At 69.7% G+C, this 26,858-nt stretch carries 26 protein-coding genes and 1 riboswitch; of the genes, 11 read left to right on the top strand and 15 right to left on the bottom strand.

Annotation, left to right across the window (positions count from 1 at the left end; translation table 11 throughout):
• Nucleotides 1-259: 259 nt before the first annotated feature.
• From ABZ374_RS27880 to ABZ374_RS27870, 3 genes are read left to right on the top strand one after another with little or no spacing between them, the layout of a single operon-like run.
• Entirely contained in the window at nucleotides 260-2,428 is a 2,169-nt protein-coding gene (locus ABZ374_RS27880; RefSeq protein ID WP_360315756.1) for an MMPL family transporter, read from the top strand.
• Nucleotides 2,429-2,453: 25 nt separating this feature from the next.
• Nucleotides 2,454-3,779 (top strand): sensor histidine kinase, encoded by a 1,326-nt coding sequence (locus tag ABZ374_RS27875; protein WP_360315754.1) that lies wholly within the window; start codon nucleotides 2,454-2,456, stop codon nucleotides 3,777-3,779.
• Complete coding sequence (locus ABZ374_RS27870) at nucleotides 3,776-4,444, top strand: response regulator transcription factor (RefSeq protein WP_360315752.1); 669 nt, start codon at nucleotides 3,776-3,778, stop codon at nucleotides 4,442-4,444. Before ABZ374_RS27875 ends, ABZ374_RS27870 begins: the two co-directional genes overlap by 4 nt.
• 20 nt (nucleotides 4,445-4,464) lie before the next feature.
• Here ABZ374_RS27870 and ABZ374_RS27865 read toward each other — a convergent pair whose 3' ends face one another.
• The 4 genes from ABZ374_RS27865 to ABZ374_RS27850 form a co-directional block, all read right to left on the bottom strand.
• A complete protein-coding gene (locus tag ABZ374_RS27865; RefSeq protein ID WP_360315750.1) occupies nucleotides 4,465-4,926 on the bottom strand; it encodes an NUDIX hydrolase in 462 nt (153 codons plus the stop codon).
• Nucleotides 4,927-5,026: 100 nt separating this feature from the next.
• Nucleotides 5,027-5,926 carry a LysR family transcriptional regulator gene (locus tag ABZ374_RS27860; protein ID WP_360315748.1) on the bottom strand — a complete coding sequence of 300 codons (900 nt, stop codon included), beginning with the start codon at nucleotides 5,924-5,926 and terminating at the stop codon, nucleotides 5,027-5,029.
• 74 nt (nucleotides 5,927-6,000) lie between these two features.
• Complete coding sequence (locus ABZ374_RS27855; protein ID WP_360315746.1) at nucleotides 6,001-7,122, bottom strand: cystathionine gamma-lyase; 1,122 nt, start codon at nucleotides 7,120-7,122, stop codon at nucleotides 6,001-6,003.
• Between the two features lie 61 nt (nucleotides 7,123-7,183).
• Nucleotides 7,184-7,561 (bottom strand): phage holin family protein, encoded by a 378-nt coding sequence (locus tag ABZ374_RS27850; RefSeq protein ID WP_360315744.1) that lies wholly within the window; start codon nucleotides 7,559-7,561, stop codon nucleotides 7,184-7,186.
• An 81-nt stretch (nucleotides 7,562-7,642) separates the two neighbouring features.
• Here ABZ374_RS27850 and ABZ374_RS27845 point away from each other — a divergent pair, with 81 nt between their 5' ends.
• The 4 genes from ABZ374_RS27845 (at nucleotide 7,643) to thiC (ending at nucleotide 11,007) form a co-directional block, all read left to right on the top strand.
• Entirely contained in the window at nucleotides 7,643-7,960 is a 318-nt protein-coding gene (locus ABZ374_RS27845) for a cupin domain-containing protein (protein WP_360315742.1), read from the top strand.
• A 113-nt stretch (nucleotides 7,961-8,073) separates the two neighbouring features.
• The gene (gene tenA, locus ABZ374_RS27840) at nucleotides 8,074-8,739 is read left to right on the top strand and encodes a thiaminase II (protein WP_360315740.1); all 666 of its coding nucleotides are present in this window, start codon (nucleotides 8,074-8,076) and stop codon (nucleotides 8,737-8,739) included.
• 131 nt (nucleotides 8,740-8,870) lie between these two features.
• Nucleotides 8,871-9,071, top strand: a complete 201-nt coding sequence (locus ABZ374_RS27835; RefSeq protein WP_360315738.1) for a hypothetical protein — start codon at nucleotides 8,871-8,873, stop codon at nucleotides 9,069-9,071.
• A 51-nt stretch (nucleotides 9,072-9,122) separates the two neighbouring features.
• A riboswitch (TPP riboswitch) is annotated at nucleotides 9,123-9,231 on the top strand.
• Nucleotides 9,223-11,007, top strand: coding sequence for a phosphomethylpyrimidine synthase ThiC (gene thiC / locus ABZ374_RS27830; protein WP_360315736.1), 1,785 nt, complete (start codon nucleotides 9,223-9,225; stop codon nucleotides 11,005-11,007). (Overlaps the previous riboswitch by 9 nt.)
• Nucleotides 11,008-11,084: 77 nt before the next feature.
• Here the strand turns inward: thiC and ABZ374_RS27825 are convergent, their stop codons facing one another.
• From ABZ374_RS27825 to ABZ374_RS27805, 5 genes are all read right to left on the bottom strand, one after another.
• Nucleotides 11,085-11,780 (bottom strand): response regulator transcription factor, encoded by a 696-nt coding sequence (locus tag ABZ374_RS27825; protein ID WP_360315734.1) that lies wholly within the window; start codon nucleotides 11,778-11,780, stop codon nucleotides 11,085-11,087.
• Nucleotides 11,777-12,904, bottom strand: coding sequence for a histidine kinase (locus tag ABZ374_RS27820; protein WP_360315732.1), 1,128 nt, complete (start codon nucleotides 12,902-12,904; stop codon nucleotides 11,777-11,779). The genes ABZ374_RS27825 and ABZ374_RS27820 overlap by 4 nt, the downstream gene beginning before the upstream one ends.
• A gap of 6 nt (nucleotides 12,905-12,910) precedes the next feature.
• The gene (locus ABZ374_RS27815) at nucleotides 12,911-13,630 is read right to left on the bottom strand and encodes an ABC transporter permease (protein ID WP_360315730.1); all 720 of its coding nucleotides are present in this window, start codon (nucleotides 13,628-13,630) and stop codon (nucleotides 12,911-12,913) included.
• Nucleotides 13,627-14,547: an ATP-binding cassette domain-containing protein gene (locus ABZ374_RS27810; RefSeq protein ID WP_360315830.1), complete on the bottom strand. Its 921-nt coding sequence runs from the start codon at nucleotides 14,545-14,547 to the stop codon at nucleotides 13,627-13,629. The genes ABZ374_RS27815 and ABZ374_RS27810 overlap by 4 nt, the downstream gene beginning before the upstream one ends.
• 241 nt (nucleotides 14,548-14,788) lie before the next feature.
• Nucleotides 14,789-16,108, bottom strand: a complete 1,320-nt coding sequence (locus ABZ374_RS27805) for a transcriptional regulator (protein WP_360315728.1) — start codon at nucleotides 16,106-16,108, stop codon at nucleotides 14,789-14,791.
• A 20-nt stretch (nucleotides 16,109-16,128) separates the two neighbouring features.
• On the opposite strand from ABZ374_RS27805, the gene ABZ374_RS27800 reads away from it, so the two are divergent.
• The gene (locus ABZ374_RS27800) at nucleotides 16,129-16,872 is read left to right on the top strand and encodes an ATP-binding protein (RefSeq protein WP_360315726.1); all 744 of its coding nucleotides are present in this window, start codon (nucleotides 16,129-16,131) and stop codon (nucleotides 16,870-16,872) included.
• Nucleotides 16,873-17,274: 402 nt separating this feature from the next.
• On the opposite strand, the gene ABZ374_RS27795 is transcribed toward ABZ374_RS27800, so the two are convergent.
• The 6 genes from ABZ374_RS27795 to ABZ374_RS27770 form a co-directional block, all read right to left on the bottom strand.
• On the bottom strand, nucleotides 17,275-17,511 hold the full coding sequence (locus ABZ374_RS27795; RefSeq protein ID WP_360315724.1) for a hypothetical protein: 237 nt from the start codon (nucleotides 17,509-17,511) through the stop codon (nucleotides 17,275-17,277).
• 284 nt (nucleotides 17,512-17,795) lie between these two features.
• Nucleotides 17,796-19,181 (bottom strand): SPFH domain-containing protein, encoded by a 1,386-nt coding sequence (locus ABZ374_RS27790; protein ID WP_360315827.1) that lies wholly within the window; start codon nucleotides 19,179-19,181, stop codon nucleotides 17,796-17,798.
• A 239-nt stretch (nucleotides 19,182-19,420) separates the two neighbouring features.
• Nucleotides 19,421-19,630: a hypothetical protein gene (locus ABZ374_RS27785; RefSeq protein ID WP_360315824.1), complete on the bottom strand. Its 210-nt coding sequence runs from the start codon at nucleotides 19,628-19,630 to the stop codon at nucleotides 19,421-19,423.
• Nucleotides 19,631-19,710: 80 nt separating this feature from the next.
• Nucleotides 19,711-20,334, bottom strand: coding sequence for a hypothetical protein (locus ABZ374_RS27780; protein ID WP_360315722.1), 624 nt, complete (start codon nucleotides 20,332-20,334; stop codon nucleotides 19,711-19,713).
• Nucleotides 20,335-20,500: 166 nt separating this feature from the next.
• Nucleotides 20,501-21,430, bottom strand: a complete 930-nt coding sequence (locus tag ABZ374_RS27775) for a metallophosphoesterase family protein (RefSeq protein ID WP_360315720.1) — start codon at nucleotides 21,428-21,430, stop codon at nucleotides 20,501-20,503.
• 231 nt (nucleotides 21,431-21,661) lie between these two features.
• Nucleotides 21,662-22,681, bottom strand: a complete 1,020-nt coding sequence (locus ABZ374_RS27770; protein WP_360315718.1) for a LacI family DNA-binding transcriptional regulator — start codon at nucleotides 22,679-22,681, stop codon at nucleotides 21,662-21,664.
• Between the two features lie 204 nt (nucleotides 22,682-22,885).
• On the opposite strand from ABZ374_RS27770, the gene hisC reads away from it, so the two are divergent.
• The 3 genes from hisC to cydB all read left to right on the top strand — a co-directional run bounded on the left by hisC (nucleotide 22,886) and on the right by cydB (nucleotide 26,812).
• A complete protein-coding gene (gene hisC / locus ABZ374_RS27765) occupies nucleotides 22,886-23,992 on the top strand; it encodes a histidinol-phosphate transaminase (RefSeq protein WP_360315716.1) in 1,107 nt (368 codons plus the stop codon).
• A gap of 336 nt (nucleotides 23,993-24,328) precedes the next feature.
• A complete protein-coding gene (locus tag ABZ374_RS27760) occupies nucleotides 24,329-25,762 on the top strand; it encodes a cytochrome ubiquinol oxidase subunit I (protein WP_360315714.1) in 1,434 nt (477 codons plus the stop codon).
• Between the two features lie 12 nt (nucleotides 25,763-25,774).
• Nucleotides 25,775-26,812, top strand: coding sequence for a cytochrome d ubiquinol oxidase subunit II (cydB, locus tag ABZ374_RS27755; RefSeq protein ID WP_360315712.1), 1,038 nt, complete (start codon nucleotides 25,775-25,777; stop codon nucleotides 26,810-26,812).
• Nucleotides 26,813-26,858 lie beyond the last annotated feature (46 nt).

The raw sequence follows: 26,858 nt of genomic DNA, 5'->3' as shown, positions 1-26,858 counted from the left end.
ACTTCCGATACTCCCGTTGGAGTACACCGCGGGGTCGGCGTCTGCGAGGGCGGTGCGGCCCTGTAGTCCCCGGGGCGGAACTTGTGCCGCGAGCCCTGTTTTCCATTGAAGTGCCTGTTCGGCCTTGCCTACCTTCGAGGCTGACACCACCAGCGTTCTCTCGGCTCGTGCGGCGATCGGTGCCTTGTGAATTCGATCACAAGCAGTGCTCGGGGGCTGATCACACCGCGGGATCGCGTACGCAACCGAGGAGACTTCGATGTTCGGACGACTCGGCAGGCTCGTCGTCCACAACCCCTGGAAGGTCATCGCGGCCTGGTTGATAGCCGCGGTCGCCCTGGTCATGTTCGCGCCGAAACTGAGCGATCTGACCAACCAGGACCAGGCGAGCTTCCTGCCCAACAAGTACGAGTCCGTGCAGGCCCAGAAACTCGCGGAGAAGGCCTTCCCCCAGTCCACCGAGCAGACCGCGCTGCTGGTCTTCAAGCGCGGTGACGGCAAGAACCTCACCCCGGCCGACAAGGACCGGGTCAAGGAGATCAGCGGCCGGCTCGGCGCGGCCGGCGTCGAGCATGTCAGCAAGGTCGAGGCGGGGGACGCCAAGGACCGGATCGCGCTGGCCACCGCGTACATCAAGGGCGATCAGCAGGACAAGTTCGTCAACGAGGCGCTCAAGGAGCTGCGCGACAAGGCCAAGCCACTGGTCGAGGGCAGCGACCTCAAGCTCGGCTTCACCGGCGGCGTGGCGATCAACGTCGACAACGAGGACGCCTTCAAGAAGGCCGAGGCGATCGTCGGCATCGTCACGATCGTGCTGATCATCGTGCTGCTCCTGGCGATCTACCGAAGCCCGATCGCCGCCCTGCTGCCGGTGGTCATGGTCGCGCTGGTGTCGATGGTCGCGTCGCCGGTGATCGCGATCGTCGGCAAGGCCACCGGCCTACAGGTGGACCAGTCGCTCAACACGATCCTGATCGTGGTGTTGTTCGGCATCGGCACCGACTACATCCTCTTCCTGCTCTTCCGCTACCGGGAACGGTTGCGCGCGGGCGACGACAAGAAGCAGGCGATGATCGTCTCGGTCGAGCGGGTGGGCGAGGCCATCGCCTCGGCTGCCGGCGCGGTCGTGATCGCCTTCGGCGCGATGTTGCTCGCCACCTTCGGCGCGTTCAAGTCGATGGGCCCGGGCCTGGCCATCGCGGTGATCGTGATGGCGGTCGCCGCGCTGACCCTGGTGCCCGCCGTGGTCTCGCTGATCGGCCCCAAGGTGTTCTGGCCGTCCAAGACCTGGCAGCACCAGCCCAAGGGCACCGCGTTCCACCGGATCGGCGGCCTGGTCGGCGGCAAGCCGCTCGCGGTGGCCGTGGTCTCCGGCGTGATCATGCTCGCCTTCGCGGCCGGCGCGCTGAACTTCAAGGCCGACTACGACCAGTTCGGCCAGCTGCCCGGGGACACCGAGTCGGCCAAGGCGATGAAGGACATGCAGCTCGACTTCGCCGCGGGCACGCTCAACCCCACGCAGATCTACCTCAAGAGCAAGAACGGTCAGCCGATCGACAAGGGCGCGGCCGAGCGGTTCGCGCTCTCGCTCAAGGGCGTCGAGGGCATCGGTGACCTGAACGGCGCCGGCGGCCCCGACGAGAACTCGCACGTCAAGGTCAGCGACGACCGGATGTCCGCCGAGATCGCGATCGTGCTCAAGGAGAGCCCGTTCGCGAACAAGGCGCTGGACACCATCGCCCCGCTGCGCGACTTCGTCCACGACCACCAGCCCGACGGCACCAAGGCGATGGTCGGCGGCCAGACCGCCTCCTTCACCGACATCCGCTCGGCGACCAACCGCGACCTGTCGGTGATCTTCCCGGTCGCCGGTCTGCTGATCGCACTGGTGCTGGGCCTGCTGCTGCGCAGCGTGGTGGCCCCGTGGTACCTGATGTTGGCGGTGGTCCTGGGCTTCATCTCGACCATCGGGGCGACCGTCTTCGTCTTCCAGACGCTGATGGGCAACTCCGGCGTGATGTTCATGCTGCCGGTGATGATCTACATGTTCGTGGTGGCCATCGGCACCGACTACAACATCCTGATGGTCGCCCGATTGCGCGAGGAGGCGAAGGAGGGCAACGAGCCGAAACGGGCCGCGGCCCTGGCCGTCGAGCACGCGGGTCCCTCGATCGCCGCCGCGGGTGTCATCCTGGCAGGGACGTTCGCGTCGCTCATGATGGCGGGCATCGACATGATGACCCAGATGGGCTTCGCGGTCTCGGTCGGGATCTGCATCTCGGCGTTCGTGATGTCGATGTTCCTGGTGCCCTCGGTGACCGCCCTGATCGGGCATGCCGCGTGGTGGCCCGGACACGCCGATCGGGCGTCCGGGCCGGTGGCCCGGGGCGATCGGGATCGGGAGCCGGTGCTGGCCGGGGACCGGTGATCAGGTAGTACCCGAGGGAGTAGGGATGGCCAAGGAAGGCCCCGCGCGAGTCGCCGTGCGGGGCCTTCCCGCGTCCGCGAGCGGTTCGCGCCAGAGCGAGTCGGGCGAGCCGCCCTCGTTCCTGCCGGTGCCCAAGGTCGTCGCGCGTTGGCTGCCCTGCCGCACGTGGGTCGGCGAGGTGCTGCTGGTCGCGCTGATGTTGCTGTGCGTGATCGGCGGTTCGCTCGGCGGGTCCACCAGGGAGCACAACACCGGGCACCCGAACGCGCTCAACCTGACCATCGCCGGCATCACCTGCCTGGTGTTGCTGGGCCGGCTGCGCTGGCCGCTCACGGTGCTGGCGCTGACCGAGGCGGGTCAGGTGTTCTACCTGGCCGCCGACGGCCTGGACGGGCCGATCCTGATCCCGACCATGGTCGCGCTGTACACGGTGGCCGCCAACGGGCAACTGCGCCGCTCGGTGCTGATCGCCTCGGCGGTCGCGGTGGTGCACACCGGGATGCGGATAGGTCTGACCCCGGACGGCTTCCTGTCCCCGGAGAAGTACCTCTCCGGGATCTGGATGTACCTGCCGGTCGCGATCGGCGAGGCGGTTCGCGCCAAGCGGGCCTACTGGGCGGAGGTACAGGCCCGGCTGGCCCGCGCCGAGCACGAGCGCGAGGACGAGGCCCGCCGCCGGGTCACCGCCGAACGCATGCGGATCGCCCGCGAGCTGCACGACGTGGTCGCGCACAGCATCGCGATGATCAACATCCAGGCGGGCGTGGCCGCACACGTGATCGACCGGGACGTGCCGCAGGCCAGGGAGGCGCTCGTGCACATCAAGGTGGCCAGCCGGGACGCGCTGGCCGAGCTGCGCACCACGCTGGGTGTACTGCGCCAGGACGGCGACAACGACCTGCCCACCGAGCCGACCCCGGGCGTCGAGGACGTGGACGCCCTGGTGGCGTCCTATCGCAATGCGGGCCTGCCGGTGCTCCTGGAGGAGTCCGGCGACGCGCGGACCCCGTCCGCGCCGGTCGGCCTCGCGCTCTACCGGATCGTCCAGGAGTCGCTCACCAACGCGATGAAGCACGGCGGCGACGGCGCGTCGGCGATCGTGCGGGTGGTCTACGGCGAACACGCGGTGGAGGTGGACGTGCTCGACGACGGTCGGGGCAATCCCAAGACGAAACCGGGCAAGCAGGCCGACGGCACCGGACACGGGTTGCTCGGCATGCGGGAACGGGCGGTCGCCGTGGGCGGTTCGCTCGCGGTGGGTCCCGGCCCGCACGGGGGCTTTTCGGTACACGCGGTGTTGCCGCACCACAAGGACGCGCTGCTCGCGCGTCGAAACGGAGATTCCTCATGACGGTGCGCGTACTGATCGCGGACGACCAGTTGCTGGTCCGGTCGGGCTTCAAGGTGCTGGTCGGCAGCGACCCCGGGTTGGAGGTGGTCGGCGAGGCGGCGAACGGCGCCGAGGCCCTGGCCCTGGCCCTGGAGACCCGCCCCGACGTGGTCCTGATGGACATCCGGATGCCCGGCATGGACGGCCTGGAGGCCACCCGCCGGATCGTCCGCGACGACGACCTCGCGGGGGTGCGGGTGCTCGTGCTGACCACGTTCGAGGTCGACGAGTACGTCTTCGAGGCACTGCGCGCCGGGGCCAGCGGCTTCCTGGTCAAGGACACCGACCCCGAGGACCTGCTCAAGGCGATCAAGACCGTCGCCACCGGCGACGCGCTGCTCTCGCCGGGCGCCACCCGTGCGCTGGTGGCCCGCTTCCTGTCCCAGCCCGAGCCAAAGGTGGCCGCGCCGGATCGGCTGGAGGCGCTCACCGACCGCGAGCGCGAGGTGCTCTCGCTGGTCGCGGCCGGGATGAGCAACGACGAGATCGCCGAGCACCTGTTCGTCTCGCCGCTCACCGCCAAGACCCATGTCAGCCGGGCGATGGTCAAGCTCGGTGCCCGCGATCGGGCACAACTGGTGGTGATCGCGTACGAGTCGGGGATGGTCCGGCCGGGACGCGGCTGAGCACCGCGTCCCGGGATCCGCTAGCCCAGGTCGTTGGCGAGCAGGGTGTGGATGCCCTCGATGTTGGCCCGCAGGTAGGCGGCCAGGCTCGCCGGCACCAGGCCCACCGAGGCCAGCCCCGAGGGGGTGAAGGGCACCCGCACGATGTCGTACTCGCCGTTCGGCTCGTCCACCTCGGGGCCGTGCCGCAGCGCGGGGTCCATCGATTCGAGCCGGCACGCGAAGAAGTGCTGGACCTTGACCCCGCCGGGCTCGGGCACGGTGTCCACGAACGCGGGCACCGGCCGGCCGATCTTGCCGCCGAGTTCCTCGAACACCTCGCGGCGCAACCCCTCGGCCACCGTGGTGTCCTCGGGTTCGACGCCGCCGCCGGGGGTGATCCAGTACGGGGGGCTGCCCGGCTTGGTGCGTTTGATCAGCACCATCCGGTCCTCGTCGTCGAGCAGGATCGCGCGTGCCGTCCGCTTCACCACTGAACGCATCGTCGGTGCCCTCTGCTTTCTTGCCTGACGTTACCCCCGTCTGAAGTCTCCCTTTCCGGTCGGACGGGTGGTTTATGCCTGTGCGGCGCCACGTTCGGGATCACGACCAGCGCGCGGCGCGCGCGATCAGCTCGCCGTGCAGATGCGCGATGTGCGGTTGGCTCAAAGTGCCCTCCCGAACCGCGAGGAACATCGTGTGCAGCGGCGGCAGTTCGGGATCCAGCAGGGCGACCACCGCGCGCCGGTCCAGCGCCTCGGCGCACAGGTAGCGCGGCAGCACCGCGATCCCGTGCCCGGCGCTTACGCACTCCAGCACGGCCCGCAGGTCGGGCACGGTGACCGCCGCCGGCGCGGTGGGCTTCGCGTCGAACACGGTCGACCAGTAGCGCCGGATCAGCGGTTGTTCCTCGGCCTCGCCGACCAGCGGCACCCCCTCCAGCGCGGCCGGCCCCTGGGCCAGGATCCGGGTCTGCGGCAGCCGCGCGGCCCAGTGCGGCGCGCCGATCAGCACGTACTCCTCGTCGGTGAGCGGCGTGCCCACGATGCCGCGGGCCCGCGGTCGCACATCGGAGATCACCAGGTCGTGCCGGGCCGCCGCCAGGCCCGTGAGCAATACCTCGCCGGGGCCCAGGGTCACCCGTAACCGCAGGCCGCGCCGGACCAGATCGGCCAACGAGGGCAACACGCGCAGCGCGGTCAGTTCGGTCGGGCCGCCCAGGTGCACGGTGCGCCGCAGCGGGTCCACACCACGCACCTCGCGGGCCGCGATCTCCTCGATCGCGTCCAGGTGCGGTGCGAGCCGGCGGGCGAGTTCGTCGGCGGGGCCGGTGGGCGCCACGCCGCGCGGCAGCCGCTCGAACAACTGTTTGCCGACCTGCTTTTCCAGGGTGCGGATCTGCGCGGTTATCGCCGGCTGCGAGAGCCCGAGCGACGCGGAGGCCCGGGTGAAGGAACCCGCGCGATGTACGGCCAGGAAAGTGCGCAACAGCGTCAGGTCCACGGGTCCCCCGTCTCGTGTCCCCCGACCACTCCCGAGAGTCGGGGACCTCACGTGATCTTGCCCGAAGTCGCAGGTCAGCCCGGGGAGGTGGAGTCCAGGGCGCGCAGGATGTCCGCGACGAGATCCGCGGTGTCCTCGCAACCGGCCGAGAACCTGACGAATCCCTCCGGTACATCGTTGCCGGCCCAGCGTGCGCGTCGTTCGGCCATGCTGTGCACCCCACCGAAGCTGGTGGCGTCGGCGACCAGTTCGAGCGCACCCAGGAACCGGCGAGCGGTGTCCGCGTCGGCGAGCGTGAAGCCCACGACACAGCCGAACCGCCGCATCCCACGGGTGGCCACATCGTAGGCCGGATCGCCTTCGAGCGCGGGGTGGCGCACGTTCGCGACGTCGGTGCGTTCGCGCAGTGCCCGGGCGATCGCCAGCGCGTTGATCGCCTGCCGGTCCACCCGCAACTGGAGGGTGGACAACGACCGATGGGCCAACCAGGCCTCCATCGGCCCGGGGACCGCGCCGGTGAGCGAGCGCCAGGAACGCACCCGGGCGGCGAGTTCGGCGCTCGCGCAGGCGACGTAGCCGAGCAGTACGTCGCTGTGCCCGGTCAGCGCCTTGGTGCCGCTCGCCGCCGAGATGTCGGCGCCGAGCGCGAGCGGGAGTTGGCCCAGCGGGGTGGCCAGGGTGTTGTCGACGGCGACCAGGGCGCCCCGCGCGTGGGCGAGCGTCGCGATCCGCTCGATGTCGCACACGTCCAGCCCCGGGTTGCTCGGCGTCTCCAACCACACCAGGTCGGCGCCGGTCAGGGCCTGCTCCAGGGCGGCGTCGGCGGTCGGCACCAGCCGTACGGTGATCCCGCGGGCGGCGAGGTGCTCGCCGACCGCGCGGGTGGCCGGGTAGCCGTCCGACGGCAGCACCACCACATCGCCCGGAGCGGTCAGGCCGAGCAGCACGGCCGAGACGGCGGCCATCCCGGACGCGAAGGTGACGGTGTCGGCGGCCCCCTCCAGCGCGCCGATCGCCTCCTCCAGGCCGACCCAGGTCGGGTTCGCGTAACGCCCGTACTGGTAGGGACCTTTCACCTCGCCGGGCAGGTGGTACGTGCCGGCGAAGACCGGTCCGGGCAGGAAGGGGTCGCCCGGCGCGTGGCCCGGGTTGCCGGCCCGGACCGCCCGGGTTCCGTCGCTCCATTCGGCCGACATCACGACTCCTTCGCTGCCTGTTTCACGTGAAACGTGGTCCGAGCCCATCACCGCGTGGCCGTCAGTCGCGGTCCAGGATCATGCTCAGGAACCAGCTCACCAGACCGATGACCAGCGCGCCGAGTAGGGCGGGCCAGAAGCCGTCGATGTGGAAGTCGAGATCCAGCTTGTTGGCGATCGCCTCGGTCAGCCACAACATCAGCGCGTTGATCACGAACGTGATCAGGCCCAGGGTCAGCACGAACAGGGGCAGTGAGAACAGCTTCACCACCGGTTTGATGATGGCGTTGACGACGCCGAAGATGAGGGCGACGAAAAGTATCGTCTTGGCCTTGGTGCCGGCCGAGGCGCCGTCGGCGAGATCGATTCCGGACACGACCCAGCTGGCGAACCAGATGGCCAGTGCGTTGGCAACCAGTTTGATGAGCAGGCTTTTCATATCTTGATGCTGGCATCCGGGTGGTCCCTCCCGCTTGAGCCTCGGCAGAAAGTGTGTCCGTGTCGGTAAGGAGTTGGTCACATGAAGGTCTTTCGGCTCGATGATCTGGACGCGGAGCGCGCGTTCGAGAACGGTGCGTACCTGAAGTTCCTCAGCGAGCGGAACTTCTCGATGGGCCTGTACGCGCTCGAACCCGGCGAGACCGACACCCAGAAGCCGCACGGCCAGGACGAGGCGTACGTGGTGATCAGCGGTCGGGCCACGCTGACCGTCGGCGAGGAGTCCACCGCCGTGGCGCGCGGCAGCGTCGTCTACGTACCGGCGCAGGTGCCGCACCGCTTCCATCGAATCACCGAACCGCTGCGGGTCCTGGTGTTCTTCTCGCCGCCGGAGGGGTGAGCGGGCGGGTACGCCGTCGGGCGCACCTGTGGGCGGCCCGGACCCGTGTACGACAATCGGACCTTGGGATCCAGTGATCGGATCTCGGGATCCGACGACCGGGAGTACACCTGATGGCGCTGCGCGACGAACTCTGGGCTGCGATCGAGGACGTCTACGCGGCGATCCTGGACCACCCGTTCATCCACGGACTGACCGACGGCACGTTGCCGCGCGAGGCGTTTCGGCACTACGTCGTGCAGGACTCGCACTACCTGCGCGATTACGCCAAGGCGCTCGCGGTGTGCGCGGCCAAGGCGCCGGACGAGGCGACGACCGTGCAGTTCGCGAGCGACGCGGCCGGCGCGATCGCCGCCGAGCGTTCGCTGCACGAGGGCTTCATGGTCGACTTCGGCAGCTCGGTGGCCGACGCCACCGCGACCGAACCGGTGTTGCCGAGTACCCGGGCGTACGTCAGCTACCTGCTCGCCACCGTGCACAACGGCTCCTTCGCCGAGGGCGTCGCGGCGGTGCTGCCCTGCTACTGGATCTACGCCCGAGTGGGTGACGCCCTGCTGGCCAAGGGCTCGCCCGACGAGTTGTACGAGCGCTGGATCGCCACCTACGGCGCCGAGGAGTTCCAGGCGACGGTGCGCGCGGTGCTCGATCTGGTCGACCGCGTCGGCGAGGACATCTCGGCGACCGAGCGGGCCCGGATGGTCGAGCACTTCACCACCACGGCGCGCTACGAGTGGATGTTCTGGGATGCCGCGTGGCGCGGCGAGCGCTGGCCGGTCTGAGCCCGTCCGGGCCGGTCCGGGCGCATCCGGCCGGCCCGGAACCGCCTGCCCGGATACGACGTGTCCTCCCGGGGAATGTGCTCCCCGGATGTGCACGTCTCGCGTGGGTTCGCGTGACTGGGGGTTGGACGATGGAGACATGGCCGCGCTGGGTGCGCATCGGCGTACCCGCGCTCGTACTGGTGCTGCTGTGCTGGTTGCTGATCTGGCTGTTCTCGGCCTTCCTGTGGGTCATCGTCAAGGGCGTGGTCGGGCTGTGCGTCACGGTCGGGATGGTCGTGCTCGCCCGCACCGCGGTGGTCGGCCGAAACCCGCGCGACCCGCTCGGCTGAACCCGGCGCTGGTCGTGCGGCCGGGGGTGTGCCAGGGTGGGGGCGCACCACACGGAGATACACGGGAGCTCGGGGCACCGGGCTGAGAGGGCGCTGAGGCCGCGCCGACCGCAGAACCTGACCGGGTAATGCCGGCGTAGGGAGCCTTTCCATGACCTCGCACGACACTTCGCTGCCCGCTGCCCCGTCGGCCGACCCGGTCGGCGCGCACACGGTCACCAGCGGACCGATCACCCCCGCCCACCACCGCGGTTACGTCGCCGGATCACGCGAGGATCTGCGCGTTCCGGTACGCACGGTGCATCTGACCAACGGCGAGACGGTTCGCCTCTACGACACCTCGGGCCCGTACACCGACCCGGCCTTCGAGGTGGATGTGCGCCGCGGCCTGCCCGCGCTGCGTGCGGCCTGGATCGAGGAGCGCGGCGACACCGTGCGCTATGACGGCCGGATCGGGGCGCTGACGCCGGCCGGGTTCGCGGTGCCCGGTGCCGGGGCCCGACCCAGGCGCGCGTCCGGCTCCGAGGCGGTGACCCAACTCGCCTACGCGCGACGCGGGCTGGTCACCCCGGAGATGGAGTTCGTGGCGATCCGCGAGGGCCTGGCGCCCGAGCTGGTCCGGGACGAGATCGCTGCCGGACGGGCGGTGTTGCCCGCGAACATCAACCACCCCGAGATCGAGCCGATGGTGATCGGCAAGAACTTCCTGGTCAAGGTCAACGCGAACATCGGCAACTCGGCGGTGACCTCCTCGATCGAGGAGGAGACCGACAAGCTGGTGTGGGCGATCCGGTGGGGCGCGGACACCGTGATGGACCTGTCCACCGGCAAGGACATCCACACCACCCGCGAGTGGATCGTGCGCAATTCGCCGGTCCCGATCGGCACGGTGCCGCTCTACCAGGCGCTGGAGAAGGTGAACGGCAAGCCCGAGGAACTCACCTGGGAGCTCTACCGGGACACCGTGATCGAGCAGTGCGAGCAGGGCGTGGACTACATGACGGTGCATGCCGGCGTGTTGCTGCGCTACGTGCCGCTGACCGCCCGGCGCAAGACCGGGATCGTCTCGCGGGGCGGTTCGATCATGGCCGCGTGGTGCCTGGCCCATCACCGGGAGAACTTCCTCTACACGCACTTCGCCGAGCTGACCGAGATCCTGCGCGCGTACGACGTGACCTACTCGCTCGGCGACGGACTGCGTCCGGGCTCGATCGCGGACGCCAACGACGCGGCGCAGTTCGCCGAGTTGGAGACGCTGGGTGAACTGGGCCGGATCTCCCGGTCGATGGACGTGCAGGTGATGATCGAGGGGCCGGGCCATGTGCCGATGCACAAGATCAAGGAGAATGTCGACCTCCAGCAACGCATCTGCGACGAGGCGCCGTTCTACACGCTCGGCCCGCTGACCACGGACGTCGCGCCGGGCTACGACCACATCACCTCGGCGATCGGCGCGGCGATGATCGGCATGTGGGGTACCGCGATGCTCTGCTACGTGACGCCGAAGGAGCACCTGGGCCTGCCCGATCGGGACGACGTCAAGGCGGGCGTGATCGCCTACCGGATCGCGGCCCACGCGGCGGACCTGGCCAAGGGCCATCCGGGCGCACAGGCGTGGGACGACGCGCTCTCCGACGCCCGCTTCGAGTTCCGTTGGCAGGATCAGTTCGACCTGGCGATGGACCCGGACACCGCACGGGCCTACCACGACGCGACGCTCCCGGCGGAGCCGGCCAAGACGGCCCACTTCTGCTCGATGTGTGGTCCGAAGTTTTGCAGCATGCGGATCTCGCACGACATCCGGGCCGAGCACGGCGACGGGGCCGCTGCGGCTGCGGCCGGGGCGGCCGAGGTGGACGCCGAGGCCGGGATGCGCGCCAAGTCGGCGGAGTTCGCGGCGGCGGGCAACCGGGTCTATCTGCCGCTGGCCGACTGACGTTTGCGTGCGCGACGACGTCCCGGGAGCAGGGTGGTCCCGGGACGTCGTCGGGCCGGTGCGGACGGGTCTGGTGGTCAGGCCGGTCCGGGCGGGCCGCCCTCGCCGGCGACGATGACGCCGTGCTCGTAGGCGAACACCACCGCCTGGGCCCGATCGCGCAGGCCCAGTTTGGCGAACATGCTGCCCACGTGGCTCTTCACGGTCGCCTCGGTGACCACCAGGTGGGCGGCGATCTCGCTGTTGGAGAGGCCGCGGGCGACCAGGAACAGGGCCTCTCGTTCGCGCGGGGTCAGGGCCGCCAGGAGCGCCGGCGGGGACCGGAGCGGTTCGGTACGGGCGGCGAAGTTCTCGATCAGGCGCCGGGTGATCGAGGGCGAGAGCAGTGCCTCCCCGGCGTGGACCACCTGGATCGCCTCCACCAGGCGGGCGCGGGAGGCGTCCTTGAGCAGGAATCCCGCGGCGCCCGCCCGCAACGCGCCGAAGACGTACTCGTCCAGGTCGAACGTGGTGAGGATGAGCACGCGCGGGGGCGGTGAGATGCCCTCGGCGTGCAATCGGGCGGTGGCCTCGACGCCGTCCATGCGTGGCATCCGGATGTCCATGAGGATCACGTCCGGGCGCAGGGCGGCGGCCAGTTCGACCGCCTCGTCGCCGTCCTCGGCCTCGCCGACGACGACCATGTCGTCCTGGGTCTGGAGGAACAGGCGCAGGCCGGTTCGGATCAGCTCTTGGTCGTCGACGATCAGCAGGCGGATGCTCCGGGCGCTCATGTGGGGTCCCCCAGGGGAAGCCGGGCCGCGACCCGGAACCCGCCGTCCGTGCCGGGCCGGGCCTCCAGCTCGCCGCCGAGGACGCCGATCCGCTCGCGCATGCCGACGATGCCGTGTCCACCCGAGGAGGGTTCGGATACCGGCTCGCCGTCGTTGACGACCGCGACGTGCAGGTGGGTACGGCCGAAGTCGAGGGTCACCGCGACGTGGGTGGGCCGGGCGTGCTTGAGCACGTTGGTCAGTGCCTCCTCGACGATGCGGTACACCGACAACTCGACGCCGCCTGCGAGCGGTCGGGACGTGCCGGTGATCTCCAGGCGCGCCGGCAGCCCGGCCTCACCGTACGAGGCGACCAGCGTGGGCAGTTGGGCCAGCGAGGGCTGCGGGCGCATCCGAACTCCCTGGTCCGGCTCGCGCAGCAGCAGCAACATCCGGCGCAACTCCGCCAGGCTCTGCTCGGCGTTGGTCTCGACCCGCTCCAGCGTGTCGTCGGCCACGTCGGGCGCGGTGCGCAGCACGTCGCGCGCGCCGCGTACGCCCACCAGCGTCACGGTGACCGAGTGGGCGATGATGTCGTGCAGTTCGCGGGCGATCGCGGCGCGCTCGCGCTGGGCCGCGATGATCGAGAGTTGCTCGTGCTCGCGCTCCAGGTGGGCCGCGCGTTCCTCCAGTGCGGCGGTGTAGCGGCGCCGGGTCTGCGCGTAGGTGCCCAGGGCCCAAGCGCCGACGGTGACGGGAAACGAGCTGATGTCCGCCACCATCAGGAACAGCGCCGTCGGCACGAGGGCGGCCACCGACAGTCGTCGCTCGCGCAGTTCGGCGACGGTGTAGAGGGCCACCAATGCCGGTGCCCCGCCGGGATTGCCGCCGGTTGCCGCGAGCAGCGCCTCTACTGCGCAGACGGCCGGCAGCACGGTGAGCGTCGCGCGCCGTCGGGCGAGCAGAAGCACACCGGTGCAGGCGACGAGTACGACGAGGTGCGGCCGGACGGGTGTCGAGTCGTCGAAGGTCAGACTGAGTTCGACGATGGTGGTCACCACCGCGACGATGGCGTCCAGTACCGCGGAGCGGCGCGCGTGGATCCACTGGCGCGCCGCTCGTGCCGGTCGGGATATCGCGTACATGTCGGGTTACGCCAGGTCGCGCCGACGTTCGCCGGCGACGGCGGCGACAACCAGCACGATTGCCCAGGCGCTCAGCACCAGCGCGGCGGCACCCGGCGACAACGTCGTGTGGTGCGTCGAGCGGACCAGCACGGCGGCGGCTCCGAACGGCGTGTAGTTGGCGGCGGATTCGGCGACGCCGGCGATCAGCGGGAGTACCGCGAAGTTCACCAGCAACACCACGACCACCCCCACGACCGGACTGCGCACCATCGCGCCGACGGCGGCACCCATGATCGCAGACAGCACGAAGGCGGCCAGATTGCCTGCGGCGACCGAGGTGACCTCGCCGGGGGTGAGGTCGGCTCCCGGGTGGTCGGCGAGCAGCGGCAGGGCGAGCGCGACCGAGACGGCGACCAGCAGTGCGCCGATCAGCAGACCGGTCAGCGCGTAGGCGCCGATCCTGGCGAGCAGGAGTGCGCCGCGGTCGCGCCGGGCCACCAGCGCGGCCGGTGCGGCGGTGCGGTGGCGGTACTCGCCGGCCGCACCGACGAGTCCCCACAACATCAACAGGACCGGCAGCCCGGACAGGGCCTCCTCCTTCTCGGCCACCTCGTCCAGCCGGCCCGACGCCACGGCGATGATCACCACGTTGAGCACGGTGTATGCGACTCCGCCGGCGACGAAGGCGTGGATCGAGCGGGTGGTGCGGGTCTTGAGCAACTCGCCTCGCAGTAGCCGGTTCATGCGCGTCGGCCCTCCGTCCGAGTTTCGCTCGGAACTTCGGTCAGGTCGAAGAACACGTCCTCCAGGGATGCGGTCCGCGAGGTGATCTCCTCCAGCGGGATGCGTTCGCGCAGGGCCAGGCGGGCGACCTCCGCGGCCGGGAGTGCCTCGATCCACAGGCCGCCGGCGGCTGCGGGCCGGACGCGTCCGCCGGCGCTTTCGACCAGTGCTGAGAGCCGCTCGGGTTCGGGGGTCCGTACCGAGAGGGCGCCCTGTGCGAGATCGCCGATCGGGCCGGTGTGGACCAGGCGCCCCTTGTCGATGACGACGACGTCGTCGACCGTCTGCGCGGCCTCGCCGAGCATGTGGCTGGAGAGCAGGGTGGTGCGACCGCGCGCGGCGCGTTCGCGCAGGAGCGTGCGCAGGCGGCGGATGGCCTGGGGGTCCAGGCCGTTCACCGGTTCGTCCAGGACGAGGACCTCCGGATCGCCGAGCAACGCCGTTGCCAGTCCCAGACGTTGTCGCATGCCCAACGAGTACTTGCCGACCCGCCGTCCGGCGGCCTGCTCCAGTCCGACGGTCTCCAGTACCTCGTCGACCCGGGCGGCCGGCAGGCCGGCCAGGAGCGCCAGAGCCCGGAGGTGGGCGCGGGCGGTCCGGCCGGGGTGGGCCCCACACGGCTCGATGTGCACACCCAGCGCCCGGGCGTCGGAGGGCACCGGCCCGCCCCGGAAGGACACGTGACCGGCGGTCGGCCGGGCCAGCCCGACGATCGTCTTCAACACGGTCGTCTTGCCCGCGCCGTTGGGGCCGAAGAACCCGGTCACCACGCCCGCCCGCACGGTGAAGGAGAGGTCGTCGACCACGGTCGTCCGGCCGTAACGCTTGGTTAACTCGTGGACCGCTATCGCTGCGGTGTGTGATGGCGCCGATGTCATGCGGAAAGCATCGATGCCCCCGATCTCCCGGTCTTCAGCCAAAGGATCAAACCCGACTTGCCACTTGAGGAGGAGTGGGAAGCCGGGGATCCCTGGTGCGCCGTACCGAGTCGATCGGGTTCCGGGACGGGAGAGCCGTTCTGCAGGCGATAGAGACGCCGGATGTGAGCGTTGACCAACAGTTCGTCGTCGGCGCGGTGGATGCTGTTGTAGAGCGTGCTTGCGTTGGATGTGGGCCCGATCAAGTGGTCGTGGTTTGGGAGAGCTTCAATTCCTCGTATGCCGACCTGAGGTCCGCAGCTTCCGGCAGGCGATGGCTTTCGATCGCTTTCACGACTTCGAGGGCTCGCCAATGGCTGGAGGGCACGACGCGCTTGGAGCGGATTGCCTGTCCGGCCACATCGCATGCCTCGTCGGGGTGGTCGTGGGTGAGCAGGATCAGGGCCAGATCGAGATGTGCCACCGCGGCCCGGCGGGTCAATCTCGTGCCCGGGGCGGGGGCGAGCCGGGCGATCACCTCTCGGGCGTAATCCTCGGCAGCCGGATCACCCAGCCAGGAGAGCGTGGTCGCGGTATACGACGTCGATTTGTCGGGGTCGTAATGGTAGTGATGCTCCGGACGGTTCGTCGCCGGCAGGTGCGATACGAATCCGTGGACTCGCGCTATCGAGTCGTAGGTTTCCCGCGACCGACCCAGTCGGGCATATGCCCGCCCTTCTTGGGCGGTTGCCTGGATGGCCACCGAACTCCCTTTGGGAGCAAGGCTTCGAGCCGCACCGGACAGGGTCAGGGACCGCGCGTAGTCCCCCTGCACAAGAGCCCTCCAGGCATCGGTCTCGTAGCACCACGCCTCAAGCTCCGGCCGATCGGCCTGCTTGGCCAGATCCACGGCAGTCCTCAAACCGGCCGTCGCCGCACCCTGCCTACCGAGATCGATTTGCAGCGTCGCCCCCATCAGAGCAAGTCGTCCTCCGACGGTCACCAACCGCCGATGCTCGGCCAGTGTCTTTCGCGCGTCGAAAAGATGCGTCGCGTAGGACAGATAGCGGCGCGTCCGGACAAGGAGGTCACGCGGGGGGACCTTGGAGTAGTCGACGGCCAAGGCGTCGAAGGCGTTTTCCAGGCGGATCAGTGTCTCGTCGCCCACGTCGCTCGCCGTAGCGCGACGGCCCAATTCCAGGGAATCCATTTCGTCGTCGATCGACGGGATTTCCATCGAGCGGACAGTCGGAACGGGCGTCGGCGTTTCACCGCGCAGAGCATCGCGGCGCGATTCCCACTCCCGGGGCGCGATGCCGACCATGAGTCCCGGCACGCGGAGGGCGTCGGAAATCTGGCGGATCTTCTCGACGGTGGTGATGCGCCCTTCCCCTCGGGCGAGTGTGCCGACCCGGTCGGGCTTGATGTCGCAGGCGTCGGCGATTTTTTGATAGCTGATCCCGCCGTACTTGCGCGCCGGCCGGAAGACCGTGCCGAAGTCATGATCACGCAGGGCTTGGCGCACGTCATCGCGGTCGAGCACTCGGCGCGGTAGCGCGGTCGGCAGTACGTCACGTGTCACGACCGGTGACCCCCTGGTCCATGCTTCGTCACACTATGTGGCGAGTCTACCCATGGCAGGTACGCCTTCATGGGCTGATGACGGACATCTCGGCCGGCCATGCTCGTTGCATGGCCGGAACACAAACAGGACGAACGGGTCTGCGGCATGTGATCAGGCGGGAGCCGCCGCCGCAGAAGGAAGAGCGAGACGTCGTTTCGGAGGCGTGGTCGGAGGCGGATGGGCGGGTGAGCCCCGGGGAGCGGTGGCTGGGGGCTGTGCTTCGGGGGCCGGGGTGGGAGCCGATGTGGGTTCGGCAGCGGGCGTGGGAGTCGCATCCGGCAGCCGTGAAGGAAGCGCGGGCATTGACGTGGGCCGCCATGGCGGACTGGAACCTGCTCGAACTGACCGACGAGGCGATGTTGTGCACTTCGGAGTTGGCGACCAATGCCGTGGTGCACGCGATGATGCCGGATCAGCATGTGGACTGGTTGTGGCGGACGTTCACGGTGCGGTTGTCGTTTTGGCCCAAGCGGGCGGTGGCGATCGAGGTGCGGGATGCGGATCCGCGTCCGCCGGTGGTGCCGGGTCGGGGGGTGATGCGACCCTCGCCGGCGGAGCCGGAGCGGATCGGGGGGTCGTTGCGGGGGTTGCGGATGGTCGAGGCGGTGTCGGATTTCGTTTCGTGGGGGCCGGTTGCCACCGGTGGGAAGACCGTGTGGTGTCGGTTCGACCTTGAACCACGCGGATTGGCACGGCCGTTTGTGATGACCGGTAACCGATAGCTGAAGGTCCGTGGATCGATGACCATTCGAAGGGAACTCGACATGGGTGAGCACAAGAGTCCGATTCCGAGCGACGGGAACCAGCCCGGCCGGCCGATTCCGCCACCGATCCTTCCCGACAAGCCGCCGAATCCGGGAACTCCCAAGAAGGACAAGTGAGACCGTGGCGGATGCGACTGCGGAGCGCGGCCCCGCTCGCTTGCTTCGCCTTGTCGAGCAGGTGACGGGCCCGCTGCCGGTGCCGTGGCGGGAAGCTTTCGAGCACGTGCCTCGCGACGCGTTCCTGCCGGATGTGATCTGGCTGCGGCAGGCGGATGGGTTGCCCGATCACGAGCCCTGCGACCGGGCCACGGACCGGGACGGCTGGGAAAACGTGGCCTGGTCGGATGTGCCTGCGGTGATTCAGGTCTGCGATGGCCGCGTACCCGAATCGGGTGAGCCGGCGTGGGCGTCGTCGTCGGTCTCGCAGCCGTCGATCGTCGCGGAGACGGGCCGGCCCGCCGGTTCGCGGGCCGCCCGGGGGCGCAGGGCCGGGCCCCGGGGGCTCAGGCAACGAATGAGGTGATCGAGGGCGGTCGCCGGATGGCGCCGTTCGTTGTCCAGCAGCAGGGTTCGCGCGACGTGCTGGATGCGGGTCAACCGTTGGAACTCCTTGGGGCCGACTCCGACGGCCGGCGGGAAGCGCCGCTCCTGTGGAAGCCGCGCCGCGAGACCGCACCCCGACCCGGCCCCGACGGAGCCGGCCGCGCCCCGACCCCCCGCAGCCGCCCCGACCGCCCCCGAAGCCGCGCCCGCGGCCGCAGGACCGCGCCGCAGGACCGCGCCCCGAAGCCGCGCCCGCCCAGCCCCGACAAAGCCGCCCGCAGCGGTGGCCGGACCCCACATCCACGGGTCCGGCCACCGCTGCGGAAGATGCGTCGCGGTCAGCTCTCCGAGTCCTTCGTGAGCCGAAGCTCCGGTTCCGGGGTCGGGTCGATCGGGTCGACCTCCACCTCGATGCGGACGGATTCCTTGGGCACAGCGTCCGTTGCGGGCTTGGCGCCATTGCCGTTGCCGTTGCCGCCCGCGAGGAGTTGGCGGGCGATGCCCAGGCCCGTGCCGCCCATCGTCAGGGCCTTGGCGAACAGGTCGCCCATGCCGTCGCCGCCGTTGAGCAGGACCATGTGGTCCACGTTGCCGAAGGCCTCGGCGCCGGCCCGGACGATCTCCGGCCAGTTCTCGGCGAGTTGCTGGGCGACGACCGCCTCCTGGTTCTCCGCCAGGGCCGCCGCGCGGGCGGCGATCGCGGCCGCCTCGGCGAGGCCCTTGGCCTTGGCCGCCTCGGCCTGTGCCTTGCCGGTCGCCAGTGTGGCCTCGGCGGCGGCCAGCCCGCGCACCTTGGTCGCCTCCGCGTCGGCGATCGCGGCCAGTTCGGTCTCCCGGGCACTCGCCTCGGCCGCCGAGATCCGCGCGTCGCGTTCGGCCTGGGCCCGGGTGCGGGTCTCGTACGCCTTCGCGTCGGCCGGCTTGCGCACGTCCGCCTGGAGCTGCTGCTCGCGCCGCATGGCCTCCAACTCGGCGACCCGGGTCTCCTGGACCACCACCTCCTGCTTGGCCGCGGCGTCCGCCAGCGGTCCCGCCTGGCGCGAGCGCGCGGTGGCCTCGTCCCGCTCGGCCTGGTAGCCGGCCTGCTGGATCTCGCTGTCCCGGGTGGCCTGGGCCATCCGCGCCTTGGCGTCCTGCTCGGCTTCGGTGGCCTTGCGGGTGGCCAGCGCCTCGGCGATCCGCGCGTCCCGGATCACCGCCGCGGTGTGCGGCGCGGCCATGTTCTTGATGTAGCCGGTCGGATCCTCGATCTCCTGGATCTGCAGGCTGTCCACGATCAGCCCGAGCTTCTCCATGTCCGACCCGGACGCCGCGCGCACGTGCGCGGTGAGCTTCTCCCGGTCACGGATCATGTCCTCGACGGTCAACCCGCCGACGATCGAACGCAGATGACCGGCCAGCACCTTGCGGACCCGGGACTCCATCTGCTTCTGCTGGTCCAGGAAGCGGCGGGCCGCGTTGGCGATCGAGACGTAGTCGTCGCCGATCTTGAAGATCACCACGCTCTGCACCCGCAGCGGGATGCCCTGGGTGGTGACACATTCGACCGAGAGTTCCGCTTCGTTCAGGTCGAGCGAGAGCTTGCGCACCGCCTGCACGAACGGCAGCACCAGGGTGCCGCGCCCGGTGACGATACGAAATCCCATGCCCTCGCCCAGGCCCTCGGTGTGGTGCCGGGAGCCGGAGATGACGAGCGCCTCGTTGGGCTCGGCGACGCGCCACATGAGTTTGAAGACCACGATCAGGACCACGAGCAGACCGAGCACGGCGAGCACGGTATAGAGCACGGAACATTCCCCCTTTGGCCTGTTCCCGGAGTGTCCTCGCCATCGGTGGACCCGCCAAGAGGGAGCTCCCCAGCGGCGTGCCGGGCACCGAAGCGGGAGCCCCCACCGGCGTGAAACACACCGAACCGGGAGCTCCCACAAGGCTGTTCGTCCGTACGGGCCCGCCCCGCGCAGCGTCAGCCGAAGGCCGACGCCACGTACACCGTGCGCGGCGGCAGGTATTCCACGATCACCACCAACGACCCCACCGCGTGTTCCTCGCCGGGCAATGCCGAGTACGCGAGGAAAGCCTCCACCCCACCGCGCACCTCGATCATGACCTCGCCCACCAGCCCGGGACCGATTCCCCCGGTGACCTTCCCGCGTTTGCCGACCATGTCGCCCATTGTGTGGCCCAACCGGATCCCGACGGCGTGATCCGGTCCTCCCGCCCCCGGTGGGCGGGAGGACCGGCGCCGATCGTCGGTCAGCCGAGGAGGGTGGTGCCCTCGTCGGATGCCTCGCGCAGACGCGAGCGCATGAACGGCAGGATGCCCCGGTGCAGGATCGCCCGACGCCATTCCTCGCGCGCCAGATGCATCTCGATCTCGCCGATCGGCCGGGCCCGATTGCGCGCGGCCACCGCCAACATCGCGAGTCCCCCGATCGCCGCCGCCCCGAGCGAGATGCCCACGGCCGCCAGCGAGGCGAGTTGCATCGTGTGCTGCATGGACGAGTCGTCCACCGTGAGCGGCAACAACACGTAGCCCACGATCAGGAAGACGACCGCCGAGATGCCGGCCACGATCACCGCCATCGCGGTGGCGAGCGCGAACCAGCCGAAGCTCTCGCCGACCTCGATCATCGATGCGCCGAAGTCCTGCCGGACTCCCGCCTCGAAACGTTGCTCTGTACGTTCGTAGCGGTCGTACTCGTCGCGTGCCGCGTCCGCGATCGACGGGGTCGCGTCCAACGTGGCCGTCCGCAACTGCTCGACGTTCAGGTTGGGTACCGCCGCAAGACCGGAGAGGGTCTCCTCCAGGTGCAGCGCGTCATCGACGAACTGCTCGTACTGACGGCGGTGCTCGTCACTTCCAAACCAGTGTTGCATCGGATCCCCCGAATGAGGCCGCGCGGGCGTTTCCCGCGTCCGCCGGGCCCGTCAGGGGACCCGTGCAAGCTGTCGGTGGATCAACGACCCGCAAAAGCACCTGACGGTGTCGAGGCGGATACCAGTGATGATAAGGTGCGCCCCCGGCTTTTGGGCAGGGAGTTCCCTACGACTGGGGCTCTTCGCCGAGGTCGCCCAGGTCGTATTCACGACCCTGCGTCTCCTCCAACGCACTGGGCAGCAGGCCCGACGGGGCGCCGGTCAGCGGCAGGCGCGCGACCAGACACGGGCCGCCCAGATAGATGCCGCCGTCCAGGTTGATCACCTGTCCGTCCGCGTACACGCGCGGCTCGACGATCGTCGAGGGGTCCTCGCCCGTCTGGTACGGGATGGGGGTGTGACCGTGCACGATCCGCCGGCCGCCCAACTCGCTGAGCAGGTCGGCCGCCGCGTACGGGCCGACCTCGCCCATGAAGGCGCCGCGCCGGGTCAGGTTGCGGAACAGGTCCCACCACGCGAGCGGGTCCGGCTCGCGCAGTATGTCCGCGACCGCGCCGTCCACCTCCTCGATGGTGTCGCCGTATTCGAGGTAGGCGTTGCTGTCGGAGTGGATCAGCAGGTGTCCGTCGACCACGGCCGCGACCGGCTGCGCGGCCAGCCAGTCGGCCTGTTCCTCGGTGAAGCGGTCCAGGTCGGACTGCATGCCGCCGTTGCGCAGCCAGATCTCGCGGAAGGTGGTCGACCCGCCGGCCACCGGCACCGGGTGGTCGCCGAAACGGAAGACGCCGAGCAGCAGGATCTCGTGGTTGCCGAGCAACATCCGGGTGCTGCCGCCGACCTCGGCCGACTCGCGGGCCAGCGCCATCGCCAGTTCGACCACGCCGATGCCGTCCGGACCACGATCGGTGAAGTCGCCCAGGAACCACAGCCGGGACCGGCCGCCGCACCAGTGCGCGTCCGCGTCGATCAGATCCCGGGCCCGCAGGGCGGCCTTGAGTTCCTCCAGATGACCGTGGACGTCGCCGACCACGTACAGCGGGGCGTCCTGCTCCGCTGCGGCGCCCATCGGGGCCGGTGTAGCCGAGACGTTGCTCACCAGAAGGTTCCTTTCTTCACGATCCGCACCACCGTACGGCGGCGATGCCGACACCCGTCGTGAACCAAGACGCACAACAGCCGGGTTCGGCTGCGGCTCACCCGGTCCGATTCGGATGATTCCTGGACCGTATCTCTCGTGCGGGCACGGCGGAACGGACCACGCTCAATTGTGCGTGCAGCCGCGACGGTCCCATCCGGCGCCCCCGAGCCCGGCCCGGGCACGCGCCGGTCAGCGTCGAGTGGAGGAATCGCGCACGGACAACCGGGTGGGCACGGTGCGCTGGGCGGGCAGCAGCGGCCCCGCCCCGGCGTCCTCGATCACGCCCACCAGCAGTTCCACCGCCCACGCGCCGGCCAGCGCCGGTTGCAGGCTCAGCGAGGTCACCGACGGATCGGCCCCTTCGCCGCAACAGGCCAACAGCAGGTCGTCGGGCACCCGCAACTCGCGGGCCCGGGCGGCGGCGAGCAGTTCGGCCGCACACCCCTCGTGCAGACCGAACACCGCGTCCGGCGTGCGGTCGAGCAGGCGCGCCGCGGCGGCCCGACCGGCGCCGGGGGTGCGTGCCTCGTACTCCTCGGTGATCGGCGGCACGCCCCGGTCCGCACACCACGCGCGATAGCCGGCGATGCCCTTGCTCGCGCCCGGTCCGTCCGAGGCGGCCAGCAGCCCGATCCGGCCCGCGCCGGCCTGGGCGAGGTGGTCGAGCACACAGCGCACGGCCGCCACGTGGTCGTTGTCCACCCAGCCGTAGACCGGGGTGGAGCCCGGATGTCCGCCGCTGACCACCGGCACGCCGCGGCGCAACAATTCGTGCACGAGCGGATCGTCGTCCGTCGGGTCGACCACGATCGTGCCGTCGAGCGCCACGTTGCCCCACACGTCGTGCGGCGAGGAGGCGGGCAACACCACCAGCGCGTAGCCCAGATCCAGCGCGGTCGCGGTGGCCGAGCGGACCAACTCGGCGAACCAGGCGAATTCGGTCAGGGCGAACGGCTCGGTGGAACGCATCGTCGTGGTCAACCCGAGCAGCCCCGACCGACCGGTGCGCAACGTGCGGGCCGCGGCCGAGGGCCGATAGCCCAGCCGGTCCGCCACCTCGCGCACGTGCAGCCGAGTCGTGTCGGGCAGTCGGCCCTTGCCGTTGAGCGCGTCGGAGACCGTCGTGATCGACACCCCGGCAGCCGCTGCGACGTCCCGGATGCCCACCCGGATCCGCCGCCCCACACGCGGTACATCTGGCGCTGTCATCGTCCCGACAGTAGGCCGAATGCGCCGCCCTGGCCCGGTTCATGTCATTGCTTTACGAAGAAACGTATCGCCCCATACCTACCCCTGAACCTTCGGCGACTTCCTCGTCCGTACCGACGATCCCCTACCGGGCCGGCGGACCATAGAGTGAGACGACCGGGACGTGCGCCCAGGCACCCCGACCAGTATGCGAGGAGGACGGGCGTGACCCAGCACAACGCCCCAGGTACGGACGACAACGGCACGGTGCGGTTCCGCGCGGCCCTGGCCGGAGTCCCGGTCTACAAGGCGGGCCGCCCGCCGGTGGCCGCCGCGGGTCTGCCCGCGTACAAGCTCGCGTCCAACGAGAACCCGTACCCGCCGCTGCCCAGCGTGCACAAGGTGGTGGCCGAGGCGGTCGGTGAGATAAATCGCTACCCGGACCCGGCGAACGCGGAGTTGGCAAGGACGATCGCCGAGCGGTTCGGGGTGCCCGCGTCGCACATCGTGGCGGGCACCGGCTCGGTGACCGTGGCCCAGCAGTTGGTGAACGCGACGGCCGGCGAGGGTGACGAGGTCATCTACGCGTGGCGCTCGTTCGAGGCGTACCCGCTGCTGGTGCTGCTGGCGGGCGCGACGCCGGTGCAGATCCCGCTGCTCGCCGACGAGAGCCACGACCTGGACGCGATGGCCGCCGCGGTCACCGAGCGGACCCGGCTGATCTTCGTGTGCAACCCGAACAACCCCACCGGCACGGTGATCCACCGCGCCGAGCTGGAGCGCTTCCTGGACCGGGTGCCGCGCAACGTGCTGGTCGTACTGGACGAGGCGTACCGCGAGTTCATCCGGGACGAGCAGGTCCCGGACGGCGTGGACATCTACCGGGAGCGGCCCAACGTGGTGGTGCTGCGCACCTTCTCGAAGGCGTACGGCCTGGCCGGTCTGCGGGTGGGCTTCGCCATCGCGCACGAGGCGGTGGCCGACGAACTGCGCAAGACCGGGATGCCGTTCTCGGTGAACCGGCTGGCCCAGGTGGCCGCGATCGCCTCGATCGGCGCCGAGGCCGAACTCCTGGAGCGGGTCGACGCGTTGGTCACCGAGCGGGAGCGGGTGCTGGAGACGCTGATCGGCCAGGGCTGGACGGTCTTCGACTCGCAGGCCAACTTCGTCTGGTTGCGGCTGGGCGAGCGCACCGAGGAGTTCGCCGCGCTGTGCGAGGCGGCCGGGGTCAGCGTCCGGCCGTTCGCGGGTGAGGGATGCCGGATCACCATCGGCGAGACCGAGGCGAACACGATCTTCCTGGAGCAGGCCGCGCGGTTCATGTCGGCCTAGGCCCCGGCGGTCCGGCGGCCCGTCCGACCGCCCGGCGCCGGGCAGGTCCGGCGATCGTCGTCGTTTGGGTCCGTTCGGACCACTTCGAGCCCTCTCGGGTACCCCCCTCAAGGGGTGCCCGAGAGGGCTCGCTAGTGTTTGTGAACGGATGCACAAGCTCGACTTTGTGAACCCATTCACAAAGTATTGCCCGGTTCGATCGCAGATCCATCCCGGTTCATCCGGGTCTGTTCGACGGAGTGTCGGACGGGATCCGCGCCCGCACCGTGTGCACCGTGAACCAAACGTGCGCTCGCGTGCGAGACACGACCGGCGATCAGGAGGAATGAGGGGCCCATGGACCTCGCCGTCGAAACACTCGACGTAGCCCGGTGGCAGTTCGGCATCACGACCGTCTACCACTTCCTCTTCGTCCCGCTCACGATGGGTTTGTCCATCCTGGTCGCGTGCCTGCAGACCGCGTGGGTGCGCACCGGCAAGGAGCACTACCTCCGGGCCACCAAGTTCTGGGGCAAGCTCTTCCTGATCAACTTCGCGCTCGGCCTGGTCACCGGCATCGTGCAGGAGTTCCAGTTCGGGATGAACTGGTCCGACTACTCGCGCTTCGTCGGCGACATCTTCGGTGCCCCGCTCGCCATCGAGGCCCTGGTCGCGTTCTTCCTGGAGTCGACCTTCCTCGGGTTGTGGATCTTCGGTTGGGAGCGACTGCCGAAGAAGATCCACCTGGCCACCATCTGGGCCGCCGCGATCGGCACGATCCTGTCGGCCTACTTCATCCTGGCCGCGAACTCGTGGATGCAGCACCCGGTCGGCTACCGGATAAACCCGGAGACCGGCCGCGCGGAGCTGACCGACTTCGTCGCGGTGCTCACCAACAACACCGCGATCGCCGCCTTCCTGCACATCCTCCCGGCCGCGTTCCTGGTCGCTGGCGGCTTCCTGATCGGGATCAGTTGCTGGCACCTGCGCAAGCGCAACGAGGTCGCGGTGTTCCGCCCGTCGCTGCGGCTGGGCCTGTGGGTCTCGGTGCTGGCGGGCATCGGCCTGGCGCTCACCGGTGACATGCAGGGCAAGCTGATGTACGAACAGCAGCCGATGAAGATGGCCTCGGCCGAGGCACTGTGGGAGACCTCGAAGCCGGCGCCGTTCTCGATCTTCTCCTACGGCGATGTCAACAAGGGCCACAACAAGGTCGCCATCGAGGTCCCCGGCGCGCTGTCCTTCCTGGCCAAGAACGACTTCAACGCCGAGCTGCCCGGGATCAACGACCTCCAGGAACAGTCGGTGGTCAAGTTCGGCCCCGGCGACTACCGGCCCAACATCTTCGTCACCTACTGGTCGTTCCGACTGATGATCGGCGTCGGCATGGTCACCGCGGGCATCGGCCTGGTCGGCCTGTGGTTGACCCGGCGCAAGCGCGATCTCCCGAGCAATCCGTGGGTGTACCGGATCGGCCTGTGGACCATCGCGTTCCCGTTCGCGGCCAACTCGTTCGGCTGGATCTTCACCGAGATGGGCCGCCAGCCGTGGCTGGTGTTCGGCGTGCTCAAGACCGAGGCCGGCGTGTCGCCGAGTGTGTCCACCGGCGAGGTGTTCACCTCGCTGATCGTGTTCACGCTGCTCTACGGCGCGCTCGCGGTGGTCGAACTGGGCCTGATCCGGCGCTACGTCAAGGCCGGCCCCGAGCCGATCAAGGTGCCGGTGGACAAGGACCCCGACGATCCGTCGGGCGGCGAGGACGCCGATCGTCCGCTCGCCTTCGCGTACTAAGGGGAGAGTGACATGGGACTCAACGAATTCTGGTTCCTGCTGATCGCCGTGCTGTGGATCGGCTACTTCTTCCTCGAAGGCTTCGACTTCGGCGTCGGCATCCTGACCAAGGTGCTGGCCCGCGACGAGACCGAGCGCCGGGTGCTGATCAACACCATCGGCCCGGTCTGGGACGGCAACGAGGTGTGGCTGATCACCGCGGGCGGGGCCACCTTCGCGGCCTTCCCCGAGTGGTACGCCACCTTGTTCAGCGGCTTCTACCTGCCGCTGCTGCTGATCCTGGTCGCGCTGATCCTGCGCGGGGTCGCGTTCGAGTACCGGGCCAAGCGCGACGAGGACCGCTGGAAGCGCGGCTGGGAACAGGCGATCTTCTGGGGCTCGCTGGTGCCCGCGTTCCTGTGGGGCGTGGCGTTCGCGAACATCGTCCGCGGGGTGCCGATCGACGCGAACAAGGAGTACGTCGGCGACCTGTTCGACCTGCTCAACCCGTACGCGCTGCTCGGCGGCGTGGTCACCACGGTGCTGTTCACCTTCCACGGTGCGGTGTTCGTCGCGCTCAAGACCGACGGCGACGTCCGGGTCCGGGCCAACGCGCTGGCCGGCCGGCTCGGCCTGGTCACCGCCGCGCTCGCCGCCGCGTTCCTGATCTGGACCCAGGTCCAGCACGGCAACGGCCGCACCCTGGCCGCGCTGATCGTCGCGGTGCTCGCGCTGGTGGCCGCGCTGGCGATGAACCGGATCGGCCGCGAGGGCTGGGCGTTCGCGCTGTCCGGCGTGACAGTGATCGCCGCGGTGGCGATGCTGTTCCTGTCGCTGTTCCCGAACGTGATGCCCTCCAGCCTGGACTCGGCGTGGAACCTGACCATCCACAACGCGTCCTCGACGCCGTACACGCTCAAGATCATGACCTGGGTCGCCGGCTTCATGACCCCGGTGGTGCTGTGCTACCAGGCCTGGACGTACTGGGTGTTCCGCAAGCGGATCAGTACCAGGAGCATCCCGACCAAGCCGGCCTTCGGTGCCGCCGCGGCCGACCTGGTCGGCAAGTAAGCGCACCGACAGCGCGTGGCACCACGTAGGACCGCACCGAAGACGC

The sequence above is a fragment of the Embleya sp. NPDC005971 genome (genome assembly GCF_040629175.1).
Classification (GTDB): Bacteria; Actinomycetota; Actinomycetes; order Streptomycetales; family Streptomycetaceae; genus Embleya.
The sequence above is the reverse complement of the archived record's forward strand: the minus strand, read 5'-3'. Positions and strand labels throughout refer to the sequence as shown.